Origin of the sequence: Brevibacterium sp. FAM 24630, from assembly GCF_049804075.1 — a bacterium.
Classification (GTDB): domain Bacteria; phylum Actinomycetota; class Actinomycetes; order Actinomycetales; family Brevibacteriaceae; genus Brevibacterium.
Map to the genome: position 1 here is coordinate 84,056 of NZ_JBNBZD010000002.1, position 25,866 is coordinate 109,921.

The 25,866-nt window shown below is 67.8% G+C and carries 19 protein-coding genes; 2 read left to right on the forward strand and 17 right to left on the reverse strand.

Annotation, left to right across the window (positions count from 1 at the left end):
* Window positions 1–177: 177 nt before the first annotated feature.
* The 7 genes from ACPUD7_RS01875 to ACPUD7_RS01905 are packed head-to-tail and all read right to left on the reverse strand — an operon-like array spanning window position 178 to window position 11,819.
* Window positions 178–1,344, reverse strand: coding sequence for an MFS transporter (locus tag ACPUD7_RS01875; protein WP_135539778.1), 1,167 nt, complete (start codon window positions 1,342–1,344; stop codon window positions 178–180).
* Window positions 1,331–2,752 carry a Wadjet anti-phage system protein JetD domain-containing protein gene (locus ACPUD7_RS01880; RefSeq protein WP_425118957.1) on the reverse strand — a complete coding sequence of 474 codons (1,422 nt, stop codon included), beginning with the start codon at window positions 2,750–2,752 and terminating at the stop codon, window positions 1,331–1,333. Before ACPUD7_RS01880 ends, ACPUD7_RS01875 begins: the two co-directional genes overlap by 14 nt.
* On the reverse strand, window positions 2,749–6,213 hold the full coding sequence (locus ACPUD7_RS01885) for an ATP-binding protein (RefSeq protein ID WP_425118958.1): 3,465 nt from the start codon (window positions 6,211–6,213) through the stop codon (window positions 2,749–2,751). The genes ACPUD7_RS01880 and ACPUD7_RS01885 overlap by 4 nt, the downstream gene beginning before the upstream one ends.
* Window positions 6,210–6,989, reverse strand: coding sequence for a DUF4194 domain-containing protein (locus tag ACPUD7_RS01890; protein WP_425118959.1), 780 nt, complete (start codon window positions 6,987–6,989; stop codon window positions 6,210–6,212). The genes ACPUD7_RS01885 and ACPUD7_RS01890 overlap by 4 nt, the downstream gene beginning before the upstream one ends.
* Window positions 6,986–8,449 carry a DUF3375 domain-containing protein gene (locus tag ACPUD7_RS01895; RefSeq protein ID WP_425118960.1) on the reverse strand — a complete coding sequence of 488 codons (1,464 nt, stop codon included), beginning with the start codon at window positions 8,447–8,449 and terminating at the stop codon, window positions 6,986–6,988. Before ACPUD7_RS01895 ends, ACPUD7_RS01890 begins: the two co-directional genes overlap by 4 nt.
* Before the next feature lie 57 nt (window positions 8,450–8,506).
* A complete protein-coding gene (locus ACPUD7_RS01900) occupies window positions 8,507–11,344 on the reverse strand; it encodes a DEAD/DEAH box helicase family protein (protein WP_167854410.1) in 2,838 nt (945 codons plus the stop codon).
* Between the two features lie 43 nt (window positions 11,345–11,387).
* Window positions 11,388–11,819, reverse strand: coding sequence for an MmcQ/YjbR family DNA-binding protein (locus ACPUD7_RS01905; protein ID WP_135539767.1), 432 nt, complete (start codon window positions 11,817–11,819; stop codon window positions 11,388–11,390).
* 53 nt (window positions 11,820–11,872) lie between these two features.
* Between ACPUD7_RS01905 and ACPUD7_RS01910 the strand changes: the two genes are divergently transcribed.
* A complete protein-coding gene (locus ACPUD7_RS01910; protein WP_425118961.1) occupies window positions 11,873–12,874 on the forward strand; it encodes an asparaginase domain-containing protein in 1,002 nt (333 codons plus the stop codon).
* A gap of 18 nt (window positions 12,875–12,892) precedes the next feature.
* Here ACPUD7_RS01910 and ACPUD7_RS01915 read toward each other — a convergent pair whose 3' ends face one another.
* Together ACPUD7_RS01915 and ACPUD7_RS01920 are read right to left on the reverse strand one after the other, a co-directional pair.
* Window positions 12,893–13,915, reverse strand: a complete 1,023-nt coding sequence (locus ACPUD7_RS01915; RefSeq protein ID WP_135539763.1) for an NADP-dependent oxidoreductase — start codon at window positions 13,913–13,915, stop codon at window positions 12,893–12,895.
* A 74-nt stretch (window positions 13,916–13,989) separates the two neighbouring features.
* Window positions 13,990–14,877, reverse strand: coding sequence for a DUF402 domain-containing protein (locus ACPUD7_RS01920; protein WP_425118962.1), 888 nt, complete (start codon window positions 14,875–14,877; stop codon window positions 13,990–13,992).
* A gap of 87 nt (window positions 14,878–14,964) precedes the next feature.
* Between ACPUD7_RS01920 and ACPUD7_RS01925 the strand changes: the two genes are divergently transcribed.
* A complete protein-coding gene (locus ACPUD7_RS01925) occupies window positions 14,965–15,954 on the forward strand; it encodes an amidohydrolase family protein (protein ID WP_425118963.1) in 990 nt (329 codons plus the stop codon).
* 40 nt (window positions 15,955–15,994) lie between these two features.
* Here the strand turns inward: ACPUD7_RS01925 and ACPUD7_RS01930 are convergent, their stop codons facing one another.
* The 8 genes from ACPUD7_RS01930 to ACPUD7_RS01965 form a co-directional block, all read right to left on the reverse strand.
* Window positions 15,995–16,744, reverse strand: coding sequence for an SDR family oxidoreductase (locus ACPUD7_RS01930; RefSeq protein WP_135539759.1), 750 nt, complete (start codon window positions 16,742–16,744; stop codon window positions 15,995–15,997).
* Window positions 16,745–16,812: 68 nt separating this feature from the next.
* Window positions 16,813–17,748 (reverse strand): hypothetical protein, encoded by a 936-nt coding sequence (locus ACPUD7_RS01935; protein WP_135539757.1) that lies wholly within the window; start codon window positions 17,746–17,748, stop codon window positions 16,813–16,815.
* A gap of 1 nt (window position 17,749) precedes the next feature.
* On the reverse strand, window positions 17,750–18,394 hold the full coding sequence (locus ACPUD7_RS01940) for a response regulator transcription factor (RefSeq protein ID WP_135539755.1): 645 nt from the start codon (window positions 18,392–18,394) through the stop codon (window positions 17,750–17,752).
* Entirely contained in the window at window positions 18,382–20,376 is a 1,995-nt protein-coding gene (locus tag ACPUD7_RS01945) for a sensor histidine kinase (RefSeq protein WP_135539753.1), read from the reverse strand. The genes ACPUD7_RS01940 and ACPUD7_RS01945 overlap by 13 nt, the downstream gene beginning before the upstream one ends.
* A 327-nt stretch (window positions 20,377–20,703) precedes the next feature.
* Complete coding sequence (locus tag ACPUD7_RS01950) at window positions 20,704–21,981, reverse strand: trans-sulfuration enzyme family protein (RefSeq protein ID WP_276606434.1); 1,278 nt, start codon at window positions 21,979–21,981, stop codon at window positions 20,704–20,706.
* A gap of 270 nt (window positions 21,982–22,251) precedes the next feature.
* Entirely contained in the window at window positions 22,252–24,330 is a 2,079-nt protein-coding gene (locus tag ACPUD7_RS01955) for an FAD/NAD(P)-binding protein (RefSeq protein WP_135539749.1), read from the reverse strand.
* Window positions 24,317–25,252, reverse strand: a complete 936-nt coding sequence (locus tag ACPUD7_RS01960; RefSeq protein ID WP_205683341.1) for an LLM class flavin-dependent oxidoreductase — start codon at window positions 25,250–25,252, stop codon at window positions 24,317–24,319. The genes ACPUD7_RS01955 and ACPUD7_RS01960 overlap by 14 nt, the downstream gene beginning before the upstream one ends.
* Window positions 25,249–25,866 carry an NAD(P)H-dependent oxidoreductase gene (locus ACPUD7_RS01965; protein WP_135539747.1) on the reverse strand — a complete coding sequence of 206 codons (618 nt, stop codon included), beginning with the start codon at window positions 25,864–25,866 and terminating at the stop codon, window positions 25,249–25,251. Before ACPUD7_RS01965 ends, ACPUD7_RS01960 begins: the two co-directional genes overlap by 4 nt.

The window sequence follows — 25,866 nt, forward strand, 5'->3', positions numbered from 1 at the left end:
ATGTGGATGCCGACCGAACCGTATAACGATCTGCCTGAACCGAAGGCAGCAGAACTCGAAACGCGTGCTGTATTGAAATCCGCAGTTGAAGCTCGAGCAACTCCGACCTTCGCGATCTGCTCTTCGAGCGCCCATACTGCCGGCTTGCCGATGCGAGGGTCGGCTGGGAGGGCCCTCTCAGGTCCGGGCCGAGAGCACGGTCGCCAGGGTCAGCAGTCCGGCCATGGTCATCGACATCCAGCCGTAACCGCCGATGACATCGGCCAGGGCGGGCCCGGCCACGGGGGCCAGAGCCGTTCCGGCGGTGATGGGGGCGACGAAGACGCCGTTGATGGCTCCGAAGTTCTTCGTCCCCCAACGGTCGGACACGGCTGTGGCCTGGAAGAGGGTCATGCAGCCGCGCACTCCCCCGGTGACCATGGCGATGCCGATGAGCATCCAGATCGGGCTCGGCACCAGCGCCAGCAGCCACAGCCCGAGGGCGCCGGCGGCGAAGAGCAGGACGGTGCGGGCACGCGGACTCGTGTGCCGCTCCAGGCTCGGATAGCCGAAGCGTCCCGCCACCTGACCGAAGCCGACGAGCCCGAGGGCGATCGCGGCGAGACTGTACCCGGCTCCGCGTTCGATGAGGACGGGGATGATGTTGATCGTCAACGCGAAGAGGGTGAAGGTCGCGATGGCCACCGCGATCTGCAGGATGATGAAGCGCGGGTGTCGGGTGATCGTCCGCAGTTCGGCCCGGCTCGGTCGCACCCGGTCCGCGGCCGCTTCGTCGGTCCATCTCCGGTTGAGGAAGAGCAGATGCATCGGCAGTGCCAGGACCGCGAGCAGACCGGCGAGGATGCCATAGGTGCCCCGCCATCCGCAGACGTCGATGAGCCAGGCGATGATCGGCGCGAACACCGTCGAGGCGAGCCCACCGACGAGCGTGATCGTCGTCAGCGGCTTCGTCCGTTCGTTCCCGTACCAGCGGGTGACGACGGCGAAGGCCGGCGGGTAGAGGGTCGCAGCCTGAGCGAAGCCCGCGAGGATCCAGGCGAAGAAGAAGACGACGAGGTTCGGGGCGACCGCCACGAGTCCGAGCGCGATGACGCCGATGAGCGTGCCCGCGCCCATGATCAGCCGCGGCCCGTGCTCGTCGAGCATCCGCCCGACGCGGGGTCCCATGAGCGCCGAGACGATGAGTCCGATCGTCAGTGCTGCCGTCACCGTCGTATGGCTCCAGCCCATATCCGCTGAGATCGGGGTGACCGCGACGGGCAGCGAGTAGTAGAGCAGGCCCCAGCAGACCAACTCCGCGATGCACAGGGCGGTCAGTCCTCCGCGCGGTTTATCCGTCGTCATCGTCGCCTTCGCCGAGGAGACGCTCCGTTTCCGTGCCACGTCTCGTCCCCGCACCGAGATCGCCCTCCCCTTCGCCGAGGCGGCTCGGCGTCGGGTTTCCGACCGCGGTCCGCAGTCGGTTCAGTGCCGTGTCCCAGGGGATGCGTTCCTGTTCGAGCCGGACGTTGCCTTCGGCGCGGATCCGGTCGAGGGCACGCAGTTCCGTGCCGGTGAGGTGGGCGAACGTGCCGGTGCTCGGTTTCGGTTCGGGCACCCACAGGTCCCGGTGGGCGAGCAGGTTCGCTTCGTCCATGAGCACGGATTCGACGGCCGGCAGGTGGCTGCGCAGCCGATTGAGGATCGCGAACCCGTGAGAGTCGAGGTCACCCCAATAGATCACTCGGGCGTCGGCAATCCAGTCGAACCGAGCCACCCCGTCGACGGCATAGCCGGAACCATGGACGGCCACGGCGGCCGGCCAGGCGGGCATGGCGAGCACGGATTCGAGGTTCTCGAAGACGAAGACCAACTGCGGGGCGATGGGCAGGCGGCCGAGCTGCGAGATCGGTGCGGTGATGTCATCGAGGCCGGCCAGGCTGATATCGGCCGCCTGGCCGGTGGCCGGAGCGGCGGGCTCCGCCGTGACCCTCAGGGCCGGGTCGAGGATGCGCAGACGCAGTCGCGGTTCGGCGTCGAGGACGGTCACGGCGTCGGCGTGCCCGATTCCGCCGAGGAGTGCGGTGACAAGGCTGCGGTGGGTCTCGAACCACTTGGAGTCGACTCCGCGGATGGGCAGCTGCCTCGGTCGCAGTGTTCCGAGCCGGTGGCCGCGCAGCCAGTCGACGACGTCGAGGACGGTGGTGAACGCGGCGTCGGTCAACCCGAGGATCCGCTTCGCCTGGGACCGAATCGCGGCGGCGAGTGCGTCGTCGTCACCGGTGCCGCCGGCGCCGGGACCGTCCGGGTCATCAGCGTCGATCTGTTCGACGCTGCCCGGCTCAGCTGCGAATCGGTCGCGGATCGTCGCTGCCCGGTCGCGCAGTCTCCGCCAGTCGCGGGCGGACTCGCCGCCGACGAAATCAGCGACCGCGTCCGCGGTGGTCAGGCGCACACGGATGGGAATGCGTTGGCGACCGACCCGGGCCCAGTTGCGGTCTTCCCAGTCGATCTCGAGTCCCGAGCGAGTCCCGGCGACCGATCCCGGCGCCGTCGGCGAGGCCCATCCGATGGCTGTCTCCTCGGCTGCCCTCCAGCTGCCGGCCCACTCGGCGGCGGCAGCCTGATCGGTGAGCACCTGCTTCTCCGTCGGCGGCTTGAGCGCGATCTCGAGGCGCACTACGCCGCTGCCCTCCGCGGCCCAGGCGGCCATGGACGAGTTCAGACGAGCGCGCGCCTTCGTCCGGGCCCCGGCGACGGAGAGCATGGTCATTGTGCGTCCGGTTCCTCAGAGTTCGAGACATCGTCCGCGCCGACCGGTTCGCCGGCACCTTCCAGTTCGCTCACATCGCCCGCGCCGTCGGAGTCCGCACGCTCGGTTGCGTCCCACACCATCGTCGAGGTGAGGGTCTTCTGCCGACTCGGGTTCTCGATCGACGTCGCCGCACCCACATAGGGTTCGATCGTCTGCAGCAGCTTCTGCGGGGTCGCGAGCACCATGTGGAATCCGAATTCGATGAAGATGTCGAGCGCCATCCGGGTGTAGCGTGTGTCGGCCTTGTCGAAGGCTTCGTCGAGGATGATCGTGCCGTACTTCGAGATCGCCTCGTCCGGGTCTGCCAATTGGTAGCGCAGCGCCGCGGCCAGGCAGAAGATCACAAGCTTCTGCTGCTGACCGCCGGACATTGCGGCACCCGAATCGTAGGTCGCATGCGCCCGCCCGTGATCATCGATCTCCTCGGCGAGGAAGCTGACGTGCAGACGGGTGTCCAGGCAGTGGGTCTTCCACACCTTGTCGACGTGCTCGCTGGAGGCGAATCGGCGCATCACCTCGGCGAGGGTGTCGTACTTCTTCTCCGCGGTCTCCATATCGTCTTCGCCCCAGCTGCCCGCGGCCACGAAGCGCAGATCGGCGATGAAGGCGTTGACGGTCTCGGACCGGCGGGTCTTGACCTTCAGCCGCAGGTACCGGTCCTCGTCGAACTGCGAGCGCAGCAGGGAGGAGTTGATCGGGGCGACCCGATCATCGATCTCCCGCGGGGCGGCATGGATCTCGTTGAGCAGCTCGCCGATGAGGTCGCGGGAGCGCTGTTGGAGCAGCTCCCGGAACCGGTTCTCATGATCGGGCAGACCGTGTGCGAGGATCTCGTCGAGCATCCCCAGATACGCCCGCCGATCGTCGACCTCGGCTGTCAGCTGGGACGATACCGACGGCCACGCGGCTTTGAACTCTGTTGCCAACCGGGTCACGGCGTTGCTGGCGTCCCTGGCCACAGCCTGTGCCCGGTCCTTCTCCTCCTGCAGAATCTGCGAGACCTGCTGGCCCACCTCGGCGAGGTTCTCGCGCTTGATGCTGCGTTGGACCTTCCGGAACCGATCATCCAACTGTTCGCCGAGGCGGCCCTCGACTTCGGCAATGCGACCGGCGTTGACGTCGTCCTCGATCCGGGTGATGTTCGAGCGCAGATCCGCCGATTCCTCGTTGGCCCGGCGGAGCGCGTAGTCGGCTTCGGATTTCGCGTTCTCAGCGGTGTCCTTGACGGTTTTCGCTTGGCGTTCGGCGCCGATCGCCTGCTGCAGGTCACCGTCGGCGTCTTCGAGTTCGGCCAATTGCCGCTCCAGGGTCGCCACCTTCTCGGCGGCCCCGTCCCGGTCGACGTCACGCCAGGACTGTTCGCGGATGCCAGCGAGGATGCCGCGGCGACGGTGCGCCTGTGCGGTTTCGGCATCGGCGGCGGCGACGATCTGTTCGGCGGCGGCCAGTTCGGACTGCGCTTCTTTGAGTGAGGCGATGAGCGCTTCGAGTTTGGCTTCCCGGTCGCCGAGGACCCACTGGCTGCGGTCGTCGATGCGCCGCCGGTCGTCCTTCTCATACCGGGTGCGTGAGGTCTTGACCTGACCTTTGACGGTGACGGCGCGCGGGTGGTCGTCGAGTTCGTCGGGGTGGTCGACGCACGCGAAGTCGAAGCGTTCGGACAGGGTGGACCGCACCCAGTCACCGAATCCGGTGTCGGACACGTGCACCTTGTTGACCAGTGATTTCTCACTGCCGACGGGGCGTGGACTCGGCACCGAATGCGGGATCTCCTCGAACACGAGGCGACCGCGAATACGGTGGGCGTCGACCCAGGTGCGCACGGCCGAGAGGTTCTCGGACCGGACGAGGACGGTGAGCGCCATCGGGCGCAGCACGCGTTCGATCGCCCCGGTCCAGCGGGCTTCTGCGGGGTCGACCTCGATGAGTTCGGCGGCGAAGGGCAGGGCCTTCTCGCTCAGGCCGGTGCCGGCGGCGAGTTCGGTCCGGATCGCCATGAGGTTGTTCGGCACGGTCGATCCGGAGCGGCGCAGGGATTCGATCTCGCCTTCGAGCTCCCGCACCCGGGCGCGGGCCTGGGAGAACCGGTCGTGGTCGGCGTGGCTGGGACCGGACACCCGGGTGTCGTCGTCGAGGCTGGACGCGATCTGGGCTTGGAGTTCGGCGAACTCCGCGGCCGTGGTCGGTGCCGCGTCGATGCCGGCCTGTTCGAGCTGACGGGCCAGACCGGCCCAGCGTTCGGCGATGGCGCGGCGTTCGGTCTCGGCGGTGTCGATGCGCTGCTGGAGGTGTTCGGCCTCGGACCCGCCGAGTTCGAGCGTGGCCCGCCGGGCCAGGTCGTACTCGTCGACGGCGGCATCGTAGTCGCGCTGCGCCCGGTCGGCGGTGACCTCGAGTTCGACGATCCGGCGGGTCAGTGCCGAGAGGTCGGTCCGGAGGATGTCGAGTTCGCGTCGCTTCTGGTACGGCAGCAGGGCGTCGCTGAGGGCGATCGATTCCGCGGCGACGTCGTTGGCCGATTCGAAACGAGCGGCGGCTTCGCGCAGCTGGAGCAGGTGGTCGCGTTGACGACGCAGTTCGACGACATGGTCGTGGGCGTCTTTGAGGTCGCCGAACTGGGCGACGGCGGTCTCGGCGAGGTCGAAGGTCACCGGGGTTTCGAGCATATGGTCACGGAAGAGCCGGTCGAGGCTGTCGAGGCTCTTGGCCGACTGCGTCTTGTGCAGCAGTTGGAGGGCGGATTCGTCGGCCATGCCGAAGGTCTTGCGCATGCGCGCATAGAACTTCCCGTGGTGTCCGTTCGAGGTGACCACGGCATCGGGGCGGTCGGCCTTGAGTTTGCGGGTCTCGAGTCCCGAGCGGGCATAGTGCTGGAGTTCGGAGAGATCGAGTTCTCCGCGCTCGAGGATGCAGGCGTCGGAGAGGTCCGTCGTCTTCGTACCGGAGCCCTTGATGAAGAAGAGCCGGGCCAAGGACAGCGGCCGGTCGGTGCCGTTGTCGTAGCGGAGGATGATGCCGCTCCAGGTCGCCCGGGGCCGCAGATACTTGCTGACGACGCGGTCCTCTTCGGTGTCGGCGGTCCGTGTCCACGCCCCGCGGACGTAGCTGACGAGGCTGCGCTGGTCGACGCGGCTGCCGGCGGTCTGGGCGGCGACGTTGAAGCGCAGCCATTTGTCCGGGGTGAGCACGGCGGCGATGCCGTCGAGGAGGGAGGACTTGCCCGAACCGGAGGGTCCGGTGATGAGGTGACCCTTGTGCGACACGGGGATGCGGTGGATGTCGGCGTCGAAGGTGCCCCAGTTCGCGATCTGGATCTCGCTGAGTCGCCACTGGCTGCCGACGTCGGGACGGTTCGCTCCGCGGGCCCGTGCCTGCTCGGCGACGAACGCAGCGTCGAGTGGGAAGAGTGCTTCGGTCACGCGTCGTCCTCCTCGGTGTCAGTTTCAGCGTCGCCGCCAGAATCGCCCTCAGCACCAGCATCGCCGGCACCCGTATCAGCATCGCCGAAATCCTCACCGGCATCGGTCTCACCCGCAGCGATGCGCTCATAGACGGCGATGAGTTCACGCACCCGATCCTCGTCGATGAGGAACTTCACCATCGGAGAGATCTCGAACCGGTCCTCGCCGGCCTTGTGGAGCACGCGCAGCCGGTTGCTCATCCGCGACCAGGCACCGTTGAGATTGCGTTGGAAGGTCGATTCGTCGCCGGTGCGGTAGATCGCGAGCCGTTCGTAGACCTCTTCGCGGTCGACGATGACGCGCTTCTCCCCCGGTGCGGCGAGCAGCAGCTGCCGCAGCACGAGGAGCATCGCCGTGTCGAGGAAGGTGAGCCGTTCGCTGCGCACCGCGGCCGGCGCGTCGATCTCATCGGTGACGATCTTGCGAGTGAACGCGAATTCGTCGACCCGGTCGATGACGAGGTCGAGGAACAGGTCGTGCAGACGGGAGCGGACGAGTCCTTCGTCGGCGACGAGGGCCGCCCACAGCTGCGGGCTCTGCGTCCCCGAGACGTAGGGGCCCTTGAGCAGTTCGAGCAGCACCCGCCGGGTCCGCTCCCTCAGCGTTCCGGTGTCCCCGGACCACAGGGCGCTGGGATTGTCGTCGACGGTCTCCGGGGAAGCGAAGGGCTCCCTCGCCGAGGCGGCCCCCTCCTCGGCGGGTGGTGTGTCGGTGTCGTGATCGGCAGGGCTCATAGGGTGATGCCTTCGGTGAAGTAGTGGCGGCGGATCGCGGCGGTGCGGGCGATGCCGTCGACGCCGGACCAGGTGAGGATTTCGCGGTTGTCGTGATCGACGTGGCCGTACGTGCTGGCCAGGGACAGCAGGCCGATGACGCTGGCCAGGCCCTGGGTCGCGGGGAAGGTCTCGAGCACCTCGGCGACAGAGGCCTCATGGGCGGAGGTGACGACGGAATTGATGTTCTCGGTGAGCTCGGCGAAGTCGATCTCGGATTCGCGGGCGACGGCGATGAGTTCGGCGAAGTCGACTTCGGTTTCGGTGGCCTCGTCGAGTTCGGCTCCGGCGTCGAACTCCTCGGGGTCGTGCAGGATGACTTCGCCGACGCTGCCCAAGGAGACGCTGGAGAGTTCGAGGTCGATGCCGATCTCGTCGTAGGGTCTGAGCTCTTGGGCCACCGGCGCCGCCGCGGCGAGGCCCTCTTGGAGCAGGGTGCGCATGACGCGGTCGCGTTGGAATTCGTGGGAGTGGACGTAGCGGCGCAGACCCCGGGCGAATTCGGTGAGGATGTCCGAGACTTCGTGCGAACCGTCCTTCATCTGCCGCATCAGGGTGCGCAGGGAGCGGCGGGTGGACAGAGACAGGGCGGCAGAGAAATCGCGGTCGAGGATGGCTGCGATGTCGTCGTCGAAGGACGCGGACTGTTCGGGGTCGCGCACGAGGGCGGAGAACGCCGAGAAGGTGCGGCCCTCGTCGGAGGATTCGATGAGGTCGACGCCGCGGAAGACTTCGTCGAGGACTTGGGATTGGGAGTCCTCGGCGGCGAGGATCGAGATCCGCAGCTCCTGGTTGAGCTCTTCGAAGCGGGCACGCACGCGAGCGAAGTCGGCGGGCAGTCCCTGTGCCTGTTGGAGGATGTCGGAGACGCGTTCGTTCGCACGCCTGCGGTCGAGGACGACGGAGCGGGGGTCGCCGCGGCGGACACGGGCGATCTCGGTATCGATGCGATCGCGTTCGGCAATCAGTGCGGCGAGTCGGCGGGAGCTGTCCGGGTCGGTGTCAATGGCCAGTTGGCGCACGGATTGGGCGAGGCTGACCAGCCGGGATTCGGTGGCGGTCTGCGGTGGGGTGCGCAGCTGTTCGAGCATGCGGATCGCATCGAAGCCGGCAGCGGAGAGCTCGTAGGTCTCACCCCGGGCGGCGGTGGCCGGCCGGCGGACGAGGATCTCGGCCCGCCGCCAGTCATCGCAGTAGGCCTTCGCCGTGCGCAGAGAGAGGTCGAAATGGTCGCGCAGCTCCTCGAGGTCGGCGTCGATGCTCTCATGCAGGTCCTCGGTGTTCATCCGGGTGCCCGGCTTGCCCAGGTGGGCGTCGAGGGTGCCGGCCATGACAGCGAGGTTGTCGGCCCGGAGCATGCGCAGGGTGGCATTCGATTCGAGCAGTCGCCGGTAGGCGAGCGCTGAACTGAGGGCTGACATATCGACTATTGTCTGCGCCGAGGCCCCCGTCTGCCAATTCCACGCCGCTGCACCGCATCAGTGCCAGGTCGTGCGCAGCACGGAGGTCAGCTCCAGCGGATTCGCCGATCGCACCGACACGAGGATCCCGGCACCGTCGGTATTGCGGGTGTAGACGGCACCGCCCCCGCCGATCCAACTGCCCCAGGACGCGGCGAAGGCATCGGCCAGCTCCCGGTTCGTGCCCAGAACGCTGGGCACCGCATGCCATACGGGGTCACGCTCATGGGCAGAGCCGATCCCTGCGCGCAGCTGATCCCACCAGCCGCGGATTCCCGGATTGCCAGGCGGCAGATGCCAGCGTGGCAGCAGATAGCGGGGATCGGTGATCGGCGAGACCACCTCGTCGAGAGCGAGCGCGAAGGCCTCTGCCGATCGGGCATCGGCGTCGAGGTGGCAGCGCAGGTCTCCGCGGGCGTCGATGCGTACGCGCACCGCCTCGGCTCCCTGGGTGCTCAGGCCGACCTCGTGCAGCGCCTCGGCGATCGCCCCGGCGACCTGGGAGACCGTCGGGGGCCGCGAATAGAGGCGACGCCTGCGGGCACCCGCGATCGACAGCGTCACGGGCAGACCGATGAGGACGACTGCCGCGAACGCTCCGAGAACCGCGGCGAGGACTCCGCTGCTGAGCAGGGCGACGATCCCCAGGAACACTCCGATGCCGATCCACGCAGACATTGCCCCACGCCCGAAGCCGAAGGGCAGCAGTCGGCCGGGATCCCCACCGAGGTGGCGCCGGGTGACGCTCAGCCCTGCGGCGGCGGTGTCTGCGGCCGCGGGCCGGTGCTCGGCGATCGGCGCGAGCAAGGCGGTGTTCTCCGCGGTCGCGAGGATGCGCACCGATCGCAGCTCCTCATCCCGGTAGTCGGCGCCGACGTCCCAGCGCCGGGCCACCTCGGTGCGGGCTTGAGCGCGGGCGGTCATCCGGGCGTTGATCGCGGCGAAGCTGTCATCGCCGGGAGGTTCGAAGGCGGAGAAAGCGGGATCGATATGGGCCACTCCGTCGACGACCTCCCCGTCGGCGTCGGTGCCGAAGAATCCCTCGTGTTTGCGCACGAGCCTGCCCCAGTCCTGATCACCGCGAGGGTGCTCGGAGCTCACGCACACCACGGTCCAGTTGAGTGCGACCTTCCCGGGCCAGTGAGTGTCCTTGCGCAGTGCGCGCCCGCGAGTCTGCGTCACGGCGGTCGGTGTGGTCGCGGTCGACAGGTCGATCACCCCGGTCACCGCCGGGGCATCCCACCCTTCGCCGAGCAGGGCCCGAGTGCCGATGAGCACTTGGAGATCCCCGCGGCTGAAGCACTCCGTAATGAGGGGGACCCAGGTCCGGCTCGTCCACCCGCCTTCGAGGCGGCTGATACCGGCCGCGGGCTCGCTGATGCTCAGCTTTGAGGCCAGAGTCCGGTCGCGTTCGGCGATCCGACTGTGCAGGTCGGCGAGCACCTCGGGCGGCCCGGCGACGGTGCGACCGGTCATGAGCACGGGGTGCAGGGCCTGCGTGCGCGGATCGGCGATGAGGGTCTCGAGGACGAGCAGAGCGGAACCGGATCGTTCATCCAGCACTTCGCCGACCTCGGCCGAGAGCGTGGCCGTGGCGGATTCGACATCGCAGAGGATGAGCATGCGCAGTCGCTCACCGAGTTCGGCGGCTTCGAGGGCGACGATGTCGGCACTCGCGGTCGGTTTCGCCGCGGACCGGGCGATGACCCGGTCGACGGGTGAACGGCCGGGGCGGATCCCGTGGCGGGTCCAGCGGTAGCCGATCGCCGGCAGGGCACGGCGGATCGCCTCGGCGGCGGCACCATCGCCCGGTTCTGCCGAAGCAAGGAGGTGGTGGCGCATCCAATCGTCGATGAGCAGCGCCCAGTCATCGATGTCGGGGTCGCGGCGATGCTGTTCGCCGACCCGGGCTCCGGGTGGAAGGCGCAGCAGTTCGGCATGGTGCAGGCGCAGGGCCGCGTCGCACAGATCGGGCACCGACGCGCGCATGCTCTGCCAGCTCACGGTCTCGGCCCGGGTGCCAAGGAAGCGTCGGTCGACCCATTCGAGGAAGCTGAGGCTGCCCCGGCTCGGATCGAGGACACCGGTGATGAACTCCGTGTAGTGGACGGCTTCAGACGCGAGCCAGTCCTTCTCCTCCCGCGTCGGTTCGGTCAGCCAGACCAGGTCGGCGAACGGCGCCAGATCGCCCTCCCTGACGACAGCGGGAATCGACGCCGAGTAGCGCACCCGGCCGAAGAGCACCGAGACGAGTTCGCGCTGCGAGTGTGTCATCGTCCCCGGCGGGGTGGCGGTGAGCCCGAGCACCCAGACTTCGGGGAGCAGATCGAGCAGTTCGGCCAGCAGAGAGCCCCAGACTTCGAGCAGATGGTGGCATTCGTCGAGGATGAGCAGGAGCGGGCCCGAGTCGACGAGCCGATCGACGAGCTGTCTGCCGCCGGGTGCGAGTTCGTCGAGGAGGCTGCCGGTCGACTCCCGCTCCTCGTCGAAGACCGCCAGCGATTGGTAGGTCAGGGCGGTGAACACGGCGTCCAGTTCCCGGTCGGTTCCGGCCGGTCCGCCAGCGGCCTGCCCCTGGTCATCAGCGCCACGTCCCTCAGCGCCACGTCCCTCGCCGAGGCTGTTCCACGCATGCGCCCACTGGGTCTGGATCGCGGTGTTGGGGCCGAAGGCGACGACGGTGCCGACCCGGTCCTGTTCGAGCAGACGGACGGCATGTTCGATGCCCACCCGTGTCTTGCCCGCTCCGGGCGGCAGGACGATCCACGAGCGTCGATCATCGGCCGCACTCGCCTCGTCGAGGGTGGCCAGAGCCTCTCGCTGGTGGCGGCGCAGGGGCGACACTGGGACGGTCATCGTCGGTCGTCGCCCCTCAAACGCTGTGACTGCTCGCCCCACATCATTCGCGTCCGCCGAAGGTCGTCGGGTCCACGGGTCGGTCCTTCTTCGGCAGCTTCGCGACGACGAGGCAGTAGGACTCGAGGACGAGGTCGCCGAGCAGTTCGGCATCGAATCCAGCGCTGCCGTCGTGGCCGGCGTCGGCATCCTCGTCACGGCCGTGCTCGCCGTGGCCGGCCACGGTGATCCAATGCTTCTTGTTCATGTGGTAGCCGGGGGTGATCTCGGCGTGGGCGTCGCAGAGGACCTCCCCGTCGAGGGGATCGATCTTGAGATTCATGCTCGGCACACCGCGCAGCTCGAAGGTCATCATGAACATCTTCCCGCGCACCTTGTACACGGTGTACTCGGGACCGAAGGGGTGGACGAGCTCGACGGAGGGATACTGCATGGCCTGATCGTGAGCCAAGCGGAGCACGGTATCGGGATCCATGCGTGAAGACTAGCAAAGGCCGCGGACACGAGAGGCGGCGCTAGACTCGCATCATGCCTGATTCTTCGTCTTCCTCTGCTCCCCATCTGCTGGTAGCCGCCCTCGGCGGGACCATCGCCTCGACGGCGAATGCCTCCGGCGGGGTCGCGCCGGCGCTCAGCGGAGCCGAGATCGCCGCGGCCGCCGGCCTCGACGGGATCTGGCCGGATCTGCAGGCCGATTTCACTCAGGTCTCACAGGTCTCGAGCGCGAACGTCACCCTCGAGATGCTCTTCGACGTCGTCGAGCTCGCCCGGACCACCGCCGCCGATGGCATCGTGCTCACCCAGGGCACCGATACCTTGGAGGAGTCGGCGTTCGGGCTCTGGCTGCTCAACGATTCGGGCATCCATATCGCCGCCACCGGGGCCATGCGCAATCCGACGCTGCCCGGAGCCGATGGGCCCGCGAATGTCCGCAGCGCCGCCCTGACCGCACTGTCCGACCAGGTCGGCGGGCTGCCTGCGTCTCTTGTGTTCAATGACGAAGTGCACGATCCGAGGTTCGTCACGAAGGCGCACACGACCTCGACGGCCGCGTTCTCCTCCGGTCCCGTCCTCGGGGCGATCGGGTGGCTGAGCGAGGATGATCTCCACCTGCCGCACGCACCGCGCGCGCCGAAGTCACCGTTCGCCGGCCTCTCCCGGCCCGATCGGCTGGCGAAGATCGCCCTCGCCGAGGTGGGGATGGGCGAGCCGGAGGAGACCCTTGATCTCATCGCCGGCTCCGGATTCTCCGGCGCCGTGGTCTCCGGAGTCGGCGGCGGGCACGTGCCCGAGCACCTGGCGCCCGCGGTGGCCCGGCTGGCGGAGGTCATGCCCGTCGTCCTCGCCTCCCGCACGGGATCCGGTGCGAGTCTGAAGCGCACCTACGGCTACCTCGGCGGTGAGATCGGTCTGCTCGAGACGGGACTCATCCCGGCCGGGATCCTCGATGCCAGGAAGGCGAGGATCGCCCTCACCCTGGCACTGAGCCTCGGCCTCGACCCGGCTGAGGTGTTCGCGCACTTCGGGTGAGGCGAGTCCTCTGCCCGATCAGCTCTCCGCGCCGACGGCGACGACCATCTTGCCGAAGTTGCCTCCGGTGAGCAGGTCGTTGAAGTACTCGGGGGCCTTCTCCAGCCCGGGCCGGATGTCCTCGCGGTAACGGACCTTGCCCTCCTTGAGCCACCCGCTCATGTCAGAGAGGAACTGCGGCGTCAGCCGCTCGGCGAATTCCGTCTGGATGAAGCCGCGCACCAGCAGCGACTTCGTGAGGATCTGGCCCATGAGGGCTCCGGAACGGTCCGGTCCCTCGGGCAGCGACGTGAGGTTGTAGTTGGCGACGAGACCGCACACGGGCACCCGGGCGAAGGTGTTGAGCCGTGGCAGCACGGCGTTGAACACGTCTCCGCCGACGTTCTCGTAGTAGACATCGATGCCCTGCGGGACCGCCTCTTTCAGCTCCTGCCGCAGGTTCCCGCTCCGGTGGTCAAGCGCGACATCGAAGCCGAGCTCCTCCAGGTGGGCGACCTTGTCCGGGCCACCGGCGATGCCGACCGCGGTCGCACCCTTGATCTTCGCGATCTGGCCGACGACGGACCCGACGGGCCCGGTTGCGGCGGCCACAGCCACGGTCTCGCCTGCCTGCGGCTGACCGATCTCGAGCAGCCCTGCATACGCGGTGAAACCGGGCATGCCGAGCACCCCGAGATGGGTGGAGATCGGCGCGAGCTCAGGGTCGATCTTGCGCAGGTGCCCGGTCCTCTCCACCGAATACTCCTGCCATCCGCCGTAGCCGAGGACGATATCGCCGACGGCGAAGTCGGCAGCATTCGATTCGACCACCTCGGAGACAGTGGCACCGACCATCACATCGCCGACCTCGACGGGCTTGGCGTAGGACTTCGCGTCCGACATCCGCCCGCGCATGTACGGGTCGAGCGAGAGGTAGAGGGTGCGCAGCAGCACCTCACCATCGCCCGGAGTGGGCACGGGCACCTCATCGAGCAGGTAGTTCTCCGCGGTGGGAGCGCCCACGGGGCGCGAGTTCAGGCGAATCCGATGGTTGGTCGTCATGGAGACGGTTCCTTTCAGCAGCAGATGATTCTCGACTGTGTGCTTCGTTGCGGTGACGGGCGCATCCGTGCCAGTCACCGATGGTGTCGGTCATAACAACCATTCGGGATCGCTCGATGTTCCTGAACGAACGATTTTTCTCTCACCGAGGCGGCTCCCAGTCGCGCGATCGACGTGGCATCATCGCCGGTCAGAGGCGTCGTTTCGTCTGCCAGATCGCGGGCCACCGCTTCCCATGCGGGGTCGAGGGCCCAGGAGAAATCGCCGAGGTGGTCGAGCAGATGACTGCCGTTGCTGCGGATGATGTCCGACCATTCCTCCGGCCATGCGCCGAAATTCGCGGCCGCGGCGAGTTCGTCGACGTCCTTGAACACGGCGCCGTTCGGGTCGAGGCCGCCGCTGCTGTGCAGGGGCGCAGACTCGACGGGGAAGGTGATGTCGAGGATGTGATCGCTGGTGAACAGCGCGTCCTTCGTCCGCCGATGCGTCGCCTCGAGGTTGATGTACCACTCGGTGCGCACTCCGCCAGGCTCAGTGCCGTCGGCCCCGTGTCCGGCACCGTCGGAGACATCTTTGAGCAGCACCCACACGGAGAACGGCACCGCGGGCGGGACGATCTTGAGCACCCCGCGCCCGCGCCAGGTGCCCTCGACATTGATCCGGGTCGGCGCTTCAGCGAGGGGGCGGAACCGCGCGGCCAGGGGAACGTCGTGCGGGTTCGTGTCCTCCCAGCCGACGACGCGAGTCTCCTGCGTCGGAGTGCCGCCGGCCAACCACAGGGCAGTACCCTGCGGACCATCGGCGATCACGCGCATCGGGCGGGCCACCTCGGCGCGGTCACGGTCGAAGTCGAACCGCCGGAACGTCCAGGTCACCGTCTCTCCCGGTGTCCAGAACGGCGCCTGCCCCACGTTTCTGACCTGGGACGGAACGATGGTCGGGTAGGGATCGCGCAGGCTCATCCGGGCAGTCTATGCCGCCGTCATGGATGCACGCTGAAGACGGACCGCCTTCCTCCGACGCCTGCCGAGGGCCATAGAGTGGGCCCCATGAACGACTCCGACGACGCAGCCACTCACACCGCCCCGATCGCAGCGGCGAATCCCGCCCCCGAAACCATGGTCGGCCGCACCGTCGAGGTGCCGGACACGATGACGACTCCCCCGCACACGGACGCGCAGATCCCCGCCTATCTCGAGGCACTGGGCCTGCCGGCGCTGGCCGACATCCACATCCACTTCCTCCCCGAGAACGTTCTGGACAAGGTGTGGGACTACTTCGACAATGCCGCGACGAACTACGGCCGCGACTGGCCGATCACCTACCGCTATGACACGGACAGACGTCTGCGCATCGTCCGCGAACTCGGCAATCGTGCCATCCCGGCCCTGACCTACCCGCACAAACCCGGCATGGCCGCGTGGCTGAACGAGTGGAACGCCGAATTCGCCGCCGCCCACGACGACGTCATCCACTGCGGCACCCTCTACGCCGAACCCGAATGCGCCGACTACGTCCCCCAAGCGCTGGCCACCGGGGCGACACTGTTCAAGATGCACGTCCAGGTCGGAGTGTTCTCCCCCGACGATCCGGTCCTCGACCCCGCGTGGGAATCGCTCGAGACAGCGCAGGCCCCCATCGTCATCCACGCCGGATCCGCGCCCCTGCCCGGCAGATACACCGGCCCTCAGGCGGTGGCGAACGTCCTCGCACGGTTCCCCGACCTCAAGCTCGTCATCGCCCATATGGGCATGCCCGAATACGACGAATTCGCCTCCCTCGCCGAGGAGTTCGACAACGTCCACCTCGACACGACGATGTTCGCCTCGGGGTACTTCTCCTCCCCCGCCGAGGTGGACCCCGCCTACCGCGAGCGCTTAGTCGGACTCCAGGACAAGATCATCCTCGGTTCGGATTTCCCGAACATCCCCTACCCGTATGTCGACCAGATCTCAGGTCTCGCGGGGCTGGGGCTCGGTGACGACTGGATGCGGTCGGTGCTGTGGACCAATGGTGCCACAGTGCTCGGACTCGACTGAGGTTCAGCCGTTGCAGCTCACCCTGTCACTCGTTCAGGGCTCAGACCGAGCGCAGCCACTCATCAACGGTCACTGCGGACATCCTCGGTGCCGGTGGGATGAGGCCGTCTCGCGCGGTCGGTCCGGGCAGGGGGATGCCGATGACCTTCGCCGGTCTCGTCCCGGCCTTCTGGGCGCGTCTCGCGGCCAGTAGTCGTGCGATCGCAGCGAAGTCACTGATCTGCGGTCCCGCGACTTCGACAGTGCCGCGCTCACCGGCGTCGATGGAATCGGCCATCATCCGCACCGCCTCGGCGACGGCGAGGGCCTGCACCCGCATCTTCGGCACGAAGCGCACGGGCCCGGCCGCGATCGTCATGGTGTCGACGAGTTCGAACCATTGGGCGGAACGGAACATCAGCAGCCGTTCTTCCGGGAGGAGTCGGCGGTAGATGCGCTCCTGCATCGCCTTGCCCTGGTAGTAGCCCAGCAGACGGGACTCGGCGGCTTCGGGGCGGAAGGCGATCGACAGGCACGCGACCGCAGTTCCGGGGTACTCTGCCGCGGCCCGCGCGATCGACTGCGTGCTGCGGGAGAAGAAGTCGATGGCTTTGCGGGGTTTCGTCGTCAGGCGGTTGACGCAGTCGACGAGGGCATCGCTGCCGTCGGCCGCCTCGGCGACTCCCTCCCCCGTATATGTGTCGACGCCATTGCCGCGATGCGCGGGAATGACCTCGTGATCGCGGGAGCGCAGGAGATCGACGAGGCGGGCGCCGAAGGCTCCGGTGGCTCCATAGACAGTGATGCGCATGACGGATCGGCCTCTCAGACGTCGCACGGGCGGGACCGTCAAGAGCCCGCCCGTGCGCCGGTCGTGTCTCAGTTCTGGCTGACCGTGACCATACCAGTGTCAGCTGTGGCCGAGATCGGAACGAGGGTCTTGCCCTCGGCGTCCTTCGGGTCCTTGCTGACATCGTATTTCTTGAGGTCGGAGGCCATATCGACCGAACCGTCGTTCGACTTCGCGTTGATCCGGTAGACGAAGTCCTTGCCGGTCTTCTCATTCGCGAGTTCGAGGTTCGGCAGCCGCAGGTCGATCGACCCCTCGTCGGTCTTCGCGCTGATGCCGCCGGAGGGGATCGCTTCGTCGGTGAATTCGAGGTCGAGTGTTCCCGTCGAGGTCACGGCATCGACATGATCGTTCACGGTGAGATTCTCTCCGCTGATGGTGCCGACCCCGGTCTTCGCTTCCACGGTGTCGAAGGCGCCGTCGAGCGAGGTCGCTCCCCAATCGGTCGAGGTGTGCACACGGTCGGCGGCACCCGTGATCGACAGGCCCCCGCCGTCGGTGTCGGCGAAGATCTCCGCATAGTGGCCGTCGACGTCGAATCGGCCGTAGTTCCCGTCGAGGTCGAGGGTGAGGCCACGAGCGAGGTTCGCAGGGAGGGTGACGATGAGCCGCGTGTTCTGCAGTTTCTTTCGGTGGGGCAGGTCCACCTCGGCGGTGTCCTTGTTCTGCTCGACCTTGAGGTCGGGGGAACTGTCGCGGGGGCCGGTCGCGGTGAGTTCGACAGTGGGCACGGCGACGTCGGCGGTCGTGATGTCGACGTCGGCACCCATGCCGAGCTTGATCTTGAGCTCCTTCATCGTCGACGGCAGGGCCTTCTCAGCGACGATCTCACCGTAGTGCAGGCGTGAGGCGCCATGGGCGGTGGTGACGATGATGGGGATGAGGAGGACGACGGCTGCGAGGATGATGAGGGTCGCACGCAGACCGACGCGAGCGGATTCGCTGATGCGAACTGTGGCAGGCATTCTAGGCTCCGAGGAATGTGAGGACGGCGAGGACGCGTCGGTTGTCCGAGGTGTCGGCGGTGAGGCCGAACTTCGTGAAGACCGAGCTGATGTGCTTCTCTACTGCTCCGGCACTGAGATAGAGGGTGCGCGCGATGGCGGCGTTGGATTTGCCTTCGGCCATGAGTTGGAGGACTTCGACTTCGCGGGGGCTCAGAGTCGACAGTCCGTCCTTCTTGCGGGTGCGCACGAGGATCTGGGAGACGACTTCCGGGTCGAGGACGGTACCGCCTGAGGCGACTTCGTCGACCGCGGCGAGGAAGTCTTCGACATCGGCGACACGGTCTTTGAGCAGGTAGCCGAATCCGCCGGTGTTCTCGGCGATGAGTTCGGAGGCATACTGCTCCTCGACGTACTGGCTGAACACGAGGACCTTGACGTCCGGGTTCTGTTTGCGGATGAGCACGGCAGCGCGAATGCCTTCGTCGGTGAATGTCGGGGGCATGCGCACATCGATGACGGCGAGGTCCGGCGGATCGTTGTGAACGACGGCCAGCAGCTCGTTCGCATCGGGCACGGCCGCGATGATCTCGTGTCCGGCGTCGGCGAGCAGCCGTTCGAGTCCGGCCCGCAGGACGGCAGAGTCTTCAGCGATTACGATGCGCATGGCACCTCCACAACTACAGTCGTTGGCCCACCTGCGGGGCTGGTCAGATTCAGTGTGCCACGGGCGGCTTCGACACGGTCGATGAGACCGGCGATTCCGGTGTGGCGTCCGGAGCGGTCGACGCCGGCGCCGCCGTGACCGTTGTCGGTGACGACGATCTGCACTCCGATGTCGATCGGGGCGATGAAGACGCTTGCCCGGGTGGCGCCGGAATGCTTGGCGATGTTCGTCAGGCATTCGGCGACGACGAAGTAGGACACGGCTTCGGCTTCCCGGCCGATTCGGCCTTCGAGGCGGACGTCGACGTCGACGGGGATCGTCGATCGGCCGGCGAGGGCGGATACGGCGGCGTCGAGTCCGCGGTCGGTGAGCACGGCCGGGTGGATGCCGCGGGCGAGCTGCCTCAGTTCGGTGACGATGCCCTTCGCCTCGGTGTGGGCTTCGGCGACGAGTTCCTTGGCGCGTTCGGGGTCGGAGTCGATCTTCGACTTCGCCATGCCCAGGGTCATGGTCAGTGCCACGAGGCGGGGCTGGGCACCATCGTGGAGGTCGCGTTCGATGCGCAGCCGCTCGGCGGCGGCCGCCTCGATGCCGGCCATCCGGGCCCGGTCGAGTTCGGTGACCTCGGCCTGGAGAGCGACGGTGCGTGCCGGAGCGAGCAGCGCCCGGTCGAGTGCTCGGTCGAGGAACGGGGCGAACCACAGGATGGCCACGGAGCTCGCGAGCACGATCACCGAACCGATCGCGACGCCGATGCGGGCCGGGCCCTCGATGTCGGTGCTGATGAAGAAGGCGTTGACGCCGGAGGGATTGATCGCGGCGAAGATGCCGTAGATGGACCCGCAGATGCCGGCGAGGGTGCCGGCGACGATGATCGCTCCGAAGAGCATCTTGATGTAGTGGTGGGCGGTCGAGCGCCAGAACGCTCCGGATTTCACCTGCAGCCAGCGGTTGTGGAGGAAGCGGGTGAAGCCGGGTTCGCGGATGCTGCTTTCGATCTTCGGAACGGGGATCTTGTCACCGTAGATGAGTTCGGCACGGTAGCGTTCGGCGACATTCGCGCCCTGCTGGACGAGTACCCACACGAGGAGGGCGATGACACCGAGACCGAGGGCGAAGATGCCGCCGATGCCGGTGAACAGCAGACCGAGGGGGACCCAGGCCCAGATGACGGCGAGGACCGCGGAGAGCACGAGGTTCGCGACGCCGATGATTCCGGTCGACCGTTTGGGCCAGGTGATGGGGCCGTCCGCGGGGATCTCCGTGACGTCGTCGTCGGTCAGCGGCAGTGAGCCGGTCACCGGGGCGAAGGTGACCGGTTCGGTGCGCGGCTTCCTGCGCCGAGGCGGCTGCGGGGCCGGCATCGCACGTGGCATCGGGCCGGGGGCGGGCATCCCGGGCTGCGGCTGCGCGGCGTGTCCGGGTTGCTGGGCGCGGTTCGGTCCCTGGGGGTACGGGGTCTGGTGTCCAGTCGGACCGTAGGACGGCTGACCCGCGGGACCGTAGGACGGTTGCCCTGCCGGGCCGTAAGGTGGCTGACTTGAGGGGCCGTAGGGCGGCTGACCCACCGGTTTCTGGGGATGCGGTCCGGCAGAAGCGTGGGGCGGCTGACCCGCCGATGCCTGGGGACGCGGTCCGGCCGACCCATACGCTCCCGACGCTGCCGGGTAGGTCATCGGCGTCTGTGGGGAGCGCGGCTCCTGCCCGTAGACGCGGGTCGGGTCCGGCCCATTCTGTCGGGGCGGAGCCTGCTCATACTCTCGGGTCGGGTCCGTCGCGAACGGCACATCGAGGTCCAGCGGCTTCGTCCGGAACTGCCCGGCCTGGCTGGCTGTCGCTTCGTCGAACTCTGCGGTCGGCGGGGCGCTGACGATCGCCTCGGCGCTGATGGACTCTTCGCGCTCGTCGGGGGGCTGAGTCTCGCTCGGATCGGTGCCTTGCGGCTCCTGATCCTGCGGGTTCTCGGGGGTCTTCTCACTCATACCGAATACGCTACGGGAGTCGAAGTCGCGCGGACAGCACGAAGACCTCCGACCCCGCATCGGGTTTTCCCCACAGGCCGTGACCGCGCACACCATCCTTATCGCTGGCACCGGTTGCCAGGCACTTCCGGACCTCCGGCAGCATTTTCCGGGCACTTTCCGCGACGCGGCCCGAGCATCCGTCACCCTTTGCTCCACACCGCCCCGGTGCAACGGGGCGTTATGACGCTTAAGGTGACGGATGCTTCAAGCACCGGGAGGACAAGCCGCTATGGGTAGGCGGAGGCGCCAATGGTGCGGGATGGTCGCGGCGGATGGCTGTGCAGGTTATACGGGCACGCCGACCGGAGCGGTCGTCGCCGAGGCCTCCTCGCGGGCTGTCGTCTCGTCAGTCTTCGGGGAGCCGGCAGTCGCGGCCGTGGCGTCGAGGGCCTGGGCGAGGTCGGCGAGGATGTCGTCGATGTCCTCGATGCCGACCGACAGTCGGATGAACCGGCCCGAGATGCTCAGCTCGCTGTCGGCTACGGCCAGATGCGTCATCGTCGCCGGATGGTCGATGAGGGACTCGACTCCCCCGAGCGACTCGGCGAGCGTGATGAGCTTCGTGTTCGCCACCAGCGCCAGAGCTCGCTCCTCGGTGTCGGTGCGCAGAGAGACCACTCCCCCGAAACCGCTCATCTGCCGCTTCGCCACCTCGTGCCCCGGATGCGAGGGCAGACCCGGGTAGACCACCTCGGCGACCTCTTCCCGGCCTTCGAGCCATTCGGCCACGGCCTGCGCATTCTCGCAGTGCGCTTTCATCCGCACTGGCAGAGTCTTGATCCCGCGCCTGGTCAGCCACGCGTCGAACGGAGAGACCCCCAGCCCGACAGAAGCCAGGTGGCTCTCCAGACGATCGATCACCTCGGCGGCGCGGGGACAGCTGGTCCCGTCGCCGGCGAGGACGGCACCGCCGATGACATCGGAATGGCCGTTGATGAACTTCGTCGTCGAGTGGACGACGATATCGGCGCCGAGCTCGAGGGGACGCTGCAGGACCGGTGTGGCGAACGTCGAGTCGACGGCCAGCAGCGCGTTCGCCGCGTGGGCGAGTCGGGCCGCCTCGGCGATGTCGATGACGTCGAGCCCAGGATTGCTCGGGGTCTCGACCCAGATGATCGCGGTGCGTTCGTTGATCGCCGCCGCAAGTGCCGCGGTGTCGGTGAAGTCGACGGTGCGGATGACGACACCCCACCGCACGTACTCGTTCTGCAGCAGACGAAAGGTTCCGCCGTAGACGTCGCGCGGCAGGATCACTTCATCGCCGGGACCGAGCAGAGCGGAGAAGACGGCCACCTCGGCAGACGTGCCCGAGTTCACCGCAGCGGCGAAGGACGCGTTCTCCAATTCGCACAGCGCCTCTTCGAGATCGCTGCGGTTCGGGGTGCCCGTGCGGGCGTAGTCGAATCCGGCACGGGTCTCTCCCGGGGTGTCCATCTGATAAGTCGAAGTCTGGAAGATCGGGGCCACGACCGAACCGGTGTGTGCCTCGGGCATGGCGCCCGAGTGCACCGATCGGGTCGAGATTCCGGCGGGTGTGGTGGGTTCGTAACGGGGTGAACTCACGGCGGATCCTTCCTTCACTGATGAACACCGCTGCATCTGCGGTGACTATCAGTGTGATCCGCCGGCAACCGTGCGTGCGCATCCGGTGACGCGCACGGTCACCGCCTGTCATATGACGTTGATCATCGTCATCTTTCGACATGAGAGGTCACGTCGCTCGCCGAGGCGGACGGCCACTCCCTTTACGGACGACCGCTGCCGTCACGGACGCCCGCTGCCCTCACAGACGACTGCTTCCGCCACGGACGATCTCTGCCGTCGGGCCGGCCCTCACCCTGCCAGGAGTTCACGGTCGTCGGAGATCGCCGCGACGGAGGCCAGGATCGCCCCGGCGATCCTCTCGTTGTCGGCAAACACCGGCGCACCCGTGTGCGGCCGGCTGAATGCCTCAGCGGTCGATCCCGAGACCGCGGGACCGAGCAGGAACAGGTCCGGCTGCGCCTCACCGTCCGCATCGAGTGCGCGGCCCGTCTCGTCCGTGCGCAGCTTCGCGTGCGCCGTATCCTCGAGCAGCAGCGCCCCGTCCGAGCGGAGTGAGGCGAGGGCTGGATCCGCGGCGCGCTCGGCGCTCTGACGGGCCAGGCGGGCGTCGACGAAGTGAGTGAAGGTCTTCGCCTCCGGATGTGCCGTCGATCGCGCGGTGAAACCGAACTCATCGGCCTCTACGCTGAGCCCAGGACCGAGGAAACGCACGAGCCCTGCGTCGTGGAGGGCGAGGATCTGCTTGACCCGCACGGGCGGCGGGCCGCTGCCGATGAAGGAGAACAGCGAGTGGAAGCTGCCCTCGACGAACTCCGTGCGATCACTGTGACTGACTCGGCCGTCACGGACCAGCGTCCTGATCGCCACATAGGACTTGACCAGGGCCTCGAACACCGCAAGGTCGGCCGAATGCTCGGCATCGGCGCTGCGCCGCAGGTGGCCCTCGATGTGCTCGCGCACGCTGACTTCAGCGCTGGCGAAGTCCTCGCAGCTCAGATCGTCGAGAGGCCGATCCAATCGAGCCAAGTCGAACAGGTCGTCCGGGTCGGTGACGACCGCCCGAGCAGCCGCAGCGATGGCCTCGACGCAAGCACGGTGTCGCGGCGCATGGGTCCGCCGGCCGGCGGCGACGTCGCCTGCGCACGCGGGTCCGGTGGCGAGACCTGTCGAGACCACCTCGTCGGCGGTTTCATCGATGAGCGTGAGAAGTTCGGGAGCATCGATCTCGCGCTTCCACAGCACGTGTGCGTAGTGGGCATAGGTGAGTTCGAGTTCGAACAGCGGTCCGAGCACAGTCGGAAAGTCGATGACCGTACTCGCCCTGCCGGAACGGTGTCCCCCGCCGAGGTGATCCCCCGCAGCCCTCTCGCCGCCCTTGCCGCCCTCGCCGTCGTCGAGGCGGCTGAGATACCGCAGTTCGACCTCGGGGGCGCCGGGGACGGCGGTCCTGCTGTAGCCGAGTTTCGGGCTGTAGGAGATGCCGCGCGAAGACCCGACCCACAGCACCGGTTCGCCGCCCGAGGGACGGTAGATAAGGTTCTCCCCGCTCGGAGCGAACTCTCCGCCGCGGCCTTCGGTGACCATGACCATGAAGTCGAGGAACGCCAACCCGAAACCGCGGGTGAGCACCTCGGCGCCGGCGGGAATCGCGGAGAAGTCGAGGTCGGCGGTATAGCCGGGAGCCTGATAGTAGAGACCGGCTCCCCTCGCCGAGGCGGTCGCACGGTTGCCGAACTCCGCGTCCGCGGCGGCCGGGTGCATGTCGAGGTGACCCTGCGCGGAGACGAGGACGTCCGCGGTGATCGTCGCACCGGTCGAGGTGGTGACCGTGAAACCCGAGCCGCGATCCACCCGCCGCACCGACTCGGCGCGGACCCGGTGGATGTGCACCTCGGCGGCGAGCTGGTCGAGTGCGGTGTCGAAAGCCGCAGACAGGTAGTGGCCTTGGATCCGTCGGCTCGCGAAGGACTGTGAGTCGAGCAGCGCCGCCTCCTCGGCGAGTCCGCACCTGGAGAGTCGCTCGCGGCCGGGCCCGTGAATCCATTCGTGCAGGGTCGGGCCCCGAACCCCGGGACGCTCGAGGCGGCAGGAGTCGTCGGGGAAGATCGTGATGTCCTCGGTGCGGGAGTTCATCCACAGATGCGGCGACTGCTCGGTCCGCCAGATCCGTCCGGGCCCCGGCGAGAACGGGTCGATGAGGTGGATGCGCAGCCCCGCCCCGGCCTCCTCGGCGGCGGCGATCGCGAGGAGGATGCCCAGGGTCTTCGGTCCGGCGCCGATGAAGGCGAGGTCGGCGCGGGGTCCGAGCGAGCCATCATCCCCGACACGACCGCCGCTGATGACCGCCGACCGCTCACGCATCGGCATAGGCGCTCACAGCCGGCCCCACGCCGAGGCGGCTGCGCAGATCCGCTCCCGTCGTGTTCTCCCGCAGTCCCGCCGACTGCAGCGCCGGGAGGATCTCGGAGACGAGCCGGACGCTGAACTCGAGCTGCTCGGCGACGGAGGCCGAGAAGAGGACCCCGTCCGCCCCGCGTCCCCGGAGGATGCGCACCGAACCGACGATGTCGGCCACTTCGGTCCGGCGATCGGCTGCGGGCAGGATCGCGAGCACCGGGGTCTCGGGCGCGAGTTCGGCACGCAGCTCTTCGAGTGAGACCGTTCCGGAGGCTTCATCGACGAGGACGATGTCGGCGGCGGCGCGGGCGGCTTCATTGCCCGGTTCGGCGCGGACGACAATCGGCGGATGGCCCTGCGGCGGGCGCGGCGTGATCGAGGGGCCGAGCACCGAGTAGTCGGTGCCGGTCGAGTCTGGCAGCTTCGCCTCGACGTAGTGGAGGCGGTCGCGATCGATGTACCGGTCGGTGCTCTTGTCGCGGATGATCGCATCGTCGTCCCAGGAATCCCAGAGGCGCCGGATGACATCGATGACCGCGGCCGCTTCGGCCCAGGCATCGACCGCCGGAGCGGCTGCGCGGCGGCCGAACAGCTCCGCCTCGGCGGCGCTGTCGGAAATCCCGACGGACAGGCCCGCCCGTGCCCGGGCGGCGTAGTCGAGCGTCGCCGAGGCTGTGCTCACGTGGAAGGGTTCGAGATGGGTGATGCGCACCTCGGGGATCAGCCCGAGGCGGTCGGTCAGCGGCCCGAGCCAGGACGCGAATTCGACAGCGTCGAGGTCGGAGAAGTCATCGGGCACGAGTGCGAAATCCACGTGTCCGTCGAGGGTCTTCGCCGCGGCGAGACCGGTCGTGAGGTCCGGGGTGAGGGTGGTGGCGATGAGCGCGCTCATGAGGGGTTCCTGTCGGTCGTGATCGGGGTGGTGATGAGGGATTCGGGGTCGACCGCCTCGGCGTGGGTGCAGGATCGGGACCGCACGGTGAGTTCGGAGTCGAACTGATCGATGGCGTCGATGACGTCGAGTTCGACGGACTCGTCGATGCTTGCCGGGCTCGACTCGGTGGCCGGGAGGATGTTCTTCGACAGGACGAAGCGTCCGCGGCCGATCGAACTCGCTCCGAGCGTGGCCAGCAGCGGTTTGAGGCCGAAGTCGAGGGCGAGGACGTGGGCGGCCGATCCGCCGGTGAGGACCGGCAGCACGGGTTTGCCGTGCAGAGCGTCCATCGGCAGCACATCGACGAAGACCTTGAGCAGACCCGTGTAGGTGGCCTTGAAGACCGGCGAGCCGACGACCACGGCATCGGCGGATGCGACGGTGGACCGGGCCGAGGCGATGAGTTCGTCGCTCGTGTCCCCAGCCAGCAGCGGCCCGGCGGGCAGGTGCCGGAGTTTGATGAACTCCGTGCGGTGGCCGTATTGGCCCAGCCTGCGGCCGATGAACCCGAGCAGCGCCTCGGTCTTCGAATTCTCCGCTGGGCTCGATGAGAGCAGGACGACACGTGCCAT

Coding starts and splice junctions, on each gene's coding strand:
- ACPUD7_RS01880 (WP_425118957.1), bottom strand. CDS start 2,752: ATGACCATGCTCTCCGTCGCCGGGGCCCGGACGAAGGCGCGCGCTCGT.
- ACPUD7_RS01920 (WP_425118962.1), bottom strand. CDS start 14,877: ATGAGCCTGCGCGATCCCTACCCGACCATCGTTCCGTCCCAGGTCAGA.
- ACPUD7_RS01890 (WP_425118959.1), bottom strand. CDS start 6,989: ATGAGCCCTGCCGATCACGACACCGACACACCACCCGCCGAGGAGGGG.
- ACPUD7_RS01935 (WP_135539757.1), bottom strand. CDS start 17,748: ATGCCTGCCACAGTTCGCATCAGCGAATCCGCTCGCGTCGGTCTGCGT.
- ACPUD7_RS01875 (WP_135539778.1), bottom strand. CDS start 1,344: ATGACGACGGATAAACCGCGCGGAGGACTGACCGCCCTGTGCATCGCG.
- ACPUD7_RS01910 (WP_425118961.1), top strand. CDS start 11,873: ATGCCTGATTCTTCGTCTTCCTCTGCTCCCCATCTGCTGGTAGCCGCC.
- ACPUD7_RS01955 (WP_135539749.1), bottom strand. CDS start 24,330: ATGCCGATGCGTGAGCGGTCGGCGGTCATCAGCGGCGGTCGTGTCGGG.
- ACPUD7_RS01930 (WP_135539759.1), bottom strand. CDS start 16,744: ATGCGCATCACTGTCTATGGAGCCACCGGAGCCTTCGGCGCCCGCCTC.
- ACPUD7_RS01965 (WP_135539747.1), bottom strand. CDS start 25,866: ATGGCACGTGTCGTCCTGCTCTCATCGAGCCCAGCGGAGAATTCGAAG.
- ACPUD7_RS01905 (WP_135539767.1), bottom strand. CDS start 11,819: ATGGATCCCGATACCGTGCTCCGCTTGGCTCACGATCAGGCCATGCAG.
- ACPUD7_RS01895 (WP_425118960.1), bottom strand. CDS start 8,449: ATGTCAGCCCTCAGTTCAGCGCTCGCCTACCGGCGACTGCTCGAATCG.
- ACPUD7_RS01900 (WP_167854410.1), bottom strand. CDS start 11,344: ATGACCGTCCCAGTGTCGCCCCTGCGCCGCCACCAGCGAGAGGCTCTG.
- ACPUD7_RS01915 (WP_135539763.1), bottom strand. CDS start 13,915: ATGACGACCAACCATCGGATTCGCCTGAACTCGCGCCCCGTGGGCGCT.
- ACPUD7_RS01925 (WP_425118963.1), top strand. CDS start 14,965: ATGAACGACTCCGACGACGCAGCCACTCACACCGCCCCGATCGCAGCG.
- ACPUD7_RS01945 (WP_135539753.1), bottom strand. CDS start 20,376: ATGAGTGAGAAGACCCCCGAGAACCCGCAGGATCAGGAGCCGCAAGGC.
- ACPUD7_RS01940 (WP_135539755.1), bottom strand. CDS start 18,394: ATGCGCATCGTAATCGCTGAAGACTCTGCCGTCCTGCGGGCCGGACTC.
- ACPUD7_RS01960 (WP_205683341.1), bottom strand. CDS start 25,252: ATGAGCGCGCTCATCGCCACCACCCTCACCCCGGACCTCACGACCGGT.